The sequence below is a fragment of the Terrisporobacter sp. genome, from assembly GCF_017888745.1.
Lineage (GTDB): Bacteria > Bacillota > Clostridia > Peptostreptococcales > Peptostreptococcaceae > Terrisporobacter.
On sequence record NZ_JAGHFM010000093.1, the window covers coordinates 1 to 3,329 of the forward strand.

The window sequence follows — 3,329 nt, forward strand, 5'->3', positions numbered from 1 at the left end:
TAACTTATTTCATGTAAAAATAATCCACATCTAACCTTTGGCTCAAACCAAGTAGATTTAGCTGGCATAATCTTATTTTCATCAGCAATAGAAATTAATTCTTTTATATCTGTAGGATACATTAAAAATCCAACTTTCATATCGTCATGGACTCTTTTTTCAATTTCTTTTGCTCCTCTTATACCACCTATAAAATCTATTCTTTTATCAGTTCTTGGATTTTTTATACCTAATACTTTATCTAAAATATGATTTTGAAGAATAGATATATCTAAAGAATCAACAACATCTTCATTTTCAAGATACTCTTTTCCAAATTCTATCATATACCATTTATCTCCTAAATACATTCCTACTTCACCTTTTTTATTTGGCTTATAGTTATTTGTAGCTTCTTTTACTATGAATTTTTCTTTTACCTTATCTAAAAATTCTTCTTCATTTAGCCCATTTAAATCTTTCACTACTCTGTTATAATCCATAACGTGTAGTTTATTATCTGGTGCAATCATTGCTGTATAATAATTAAATTCTTCTTCACCAGTATAATTAGGATTTTTTCTTCTTTCTTCTAGGGCAATATTTTCAGCAGCTGCACATCTGTGATGACCATCAGCAATATATAAATTTTCAACCTTATCAAATTCTTTTATTAAGTCTTGAATATCTCTTTTCTTCTCAACTTTCCATATAGTATGAATCACATTATCATCTGTTTTAAAATCATATATAGGTGGTATGAAATAAACATAATAATCTACAATCTTATCTATCTCTTCTTGATTTTTATATGTTAAAAGTATCGTTCCTGTATTTGCATTACAGTATTTGATATGATTTGTTCGATCTAATTCTTTATCTGGCTTAGTATATTCATGTTTTTTTATTACCCCATTAAAATTATCTTCTACTGCAACACATGCTACTATTCCTGTTTGACTTCTATTATTTACTATTTGTCTATAAATATAAATAGCATCATCTTTATCTCTCATAAATACATTGTTATTTAAAAATTTATTTAAATTTTCTTTAGCTTTAATGTAAACTTTCTCATCATGTTCATTTACGTCATCATCAAGATCTATCTCTGCCCTATCTATGTGTAAAAAAGAATATTTATTATTCTTTGCTATTTGTTTAGCTTCTTCTCTATTCATTACATCATAAGGTAGCTCTGCTACCTTATTTACATATTCATTTGTTGGTCTTATCGCTTTAAAAGGTTTTATTATTGCCATTTTTATTTCCTCCCCAAGGTTTTATTTGCTCAAATTTATTCTTAAAATTTAAATTTTATTCTTATAGTGCAATTTTCATATCATCAATTATTTTTTCTTCAATTAAAAAGTCATATATTATTTTTACAATTTCTCTTCCTATTCTTTCCTGTGCCTCAACTGTAGATGCTCCAAGGTGAGGTGTAGGAGAAACCATAGGATGATTTACAAGTTCTAGATTAACTATAGGTTCTTTTTCATAAACATCTAAAGCTGCTGCTTCTACCTTTCCAGTATCTAGAGCTTCTATTAAATCTTTTTCACAAACCAAACCACCTCTAGCATGATTTATAAAATAAACTCTATCTTTCATCATTTCAAACTCTTTTTTAGTTATTAAATAATCTTGGTTTCTTTCTAAAGGTATATGAATAGTTAAGAAATCTGCATTTTTTAGAACTTCTTCAAAAGTACAATAAGTATATCCTTTATGCGTTTTCATTTCCCCAAGTATATCGTAATATATTATTTTCATTCCTAAATTATGAGCCATTTTGGCTACAGTTTTGCCAATTCTCCCAAGTCCTATAATTCCAAGAGTTTTACCATGTATTTCGGTTCCAACATACTTACTTTTATTCCACTGTCCATCTCTCATTGTCAAGTTTGATATGTTTATAAATCTTGAAAGAGTTATAATCTGACCTATTGTGAGTTCTGCCACAGATCTTGTACTTGCATTTGGAGTATTTAAAACTCTGATTCCTTTTTTATTTGCATATTCCACATCTATATTATCAAGTCCCACACCACTTCTAATTATTAGCTTTAATGTATTGCCTTCACATGCCTTATCTATTATTTCTTTAGTTATTACATTCTTTGAACGAATAACCAGTATATCTTTATCTTTTAATTTTTCACCTAGTTCTAGCCCATCATAAAATTTATGTTCTACATCCACCTTAAATCTTCTAAGACTATTAACTGCATTTTTATTCATTCCATCTGTAACTAATATCTTACACATATTTTTACCTCCAAAACTTCACTTCGTTCGTATCACCGACCATATGCCTTTGAGCGACTTGTCGTCGAATCATTTTAGGCAAAGATCTCACTTAAAATTACATTAAATTATCATCTTTTAATTAATCAATGTTTTTGACTGTAAAATTATCTATTATTTATAAAATTTGGTACAATAAATAATGCAAATTAAATTTCACTAAAATCCTAATATATCATCAATATTAGTTAATAATTCATTTACATCTTCAACTGTATAATCGCCCATATGAGAAATTCTAAATGTTTTCTCTTTAAGGTCTCCATATCCATTGGCTATTAAAAAGCCTCTTTGTTGTAATTTTTCATTGAGATTAGATACACTGATTCCTTGTGTATTTTCAATAACGGTAAGCGTATTAGATAAATAGTTTACATCGGTAAAAATTTTGAAGTGTTCCTCAGCCCAATTTCGAACGACTTTTGCCATGTCTTTATGACGCTTGAATCTATCGTCTAGGCCTTCTTTTAGAATTTTTTCAAGTTGGAAATTTAAAGCGAACATATGTGAAAGGGAAGGTGTTGAAGGGTATTGGAAATTTTTATTTTTAATATACTCATAAATTGCGAGTAAATCAAAATATACACCCCGATTAGGTACTTTTTTTGCTCTTTGTTTAGCTTTCTCTGAAAATGTACAAAGAGACATTCCTGGTGGTAAGCCCAAGGCTTTTTGAACTGAGGTTAAACAGACATCTATTCCAATTTTATCTACCTCTATTTTCATACCACCTGCTGAACTAACAGCATCTACACAATATATAACATCATCATATTTTTTAATTACTTCACCAATTTCCTCAATTGGGTTAGTAATTCCTGTTGAGGTCTCATTATGAGTAACCATGACTGTATCATATTTATTCGTAGATAATACCTTATCAACCATTTCTGGCTCAATAGCTTTTCCTAATTCGACTTTAAATAAATCCGATGGAACACCATTTAATACGCCCATTTTGTACCATCTGTCTCCAAATGAACCACAGGACAGTACTGCTGCCTTCTTTAAAGTACAACAACGAATGGAGCCTTCCATTA

At 29.1% G+C, this 3,329-nt stretch carries 3 protein-coding genes; all 3 read right to left on the reverse strand.

Translation table 11 applies throughout. The features are described 5' to 3' along the window. A partial coding sequence (locus tag J7G74_RS04745) for a DUF1015 domain-containing protein (protein WP_297132507.1) occupies positions 1-1,241 on the reverse strand: 1,241 nt, incomplete at its 3' end. A gap of 61 nt (positions 1,242-1,302) precedes the next feature. Beyond that, positions 1,303-2,250, reverse strand: coding sequence for a D-2-hydroxyacid dehydrogenase (locus J7G74_RS04750; RefSeq protein WP_297132510.1), 948 nt, complete (start codon positions 2,248-2,250; stop codon positions 1,303-1,305). A 198-nt stretch (positions 2,251-2,448) separates the two neighbouring features. Then, on the reverse strand, positions 2,449-3,329 hold an 881-nt coding region (locus J7G74_RS04755; RefSeq protein ID WP_297132512.1), incomplete at its 5' end, for a pyridoxal-phosphate-dependent aminotransferase family protein.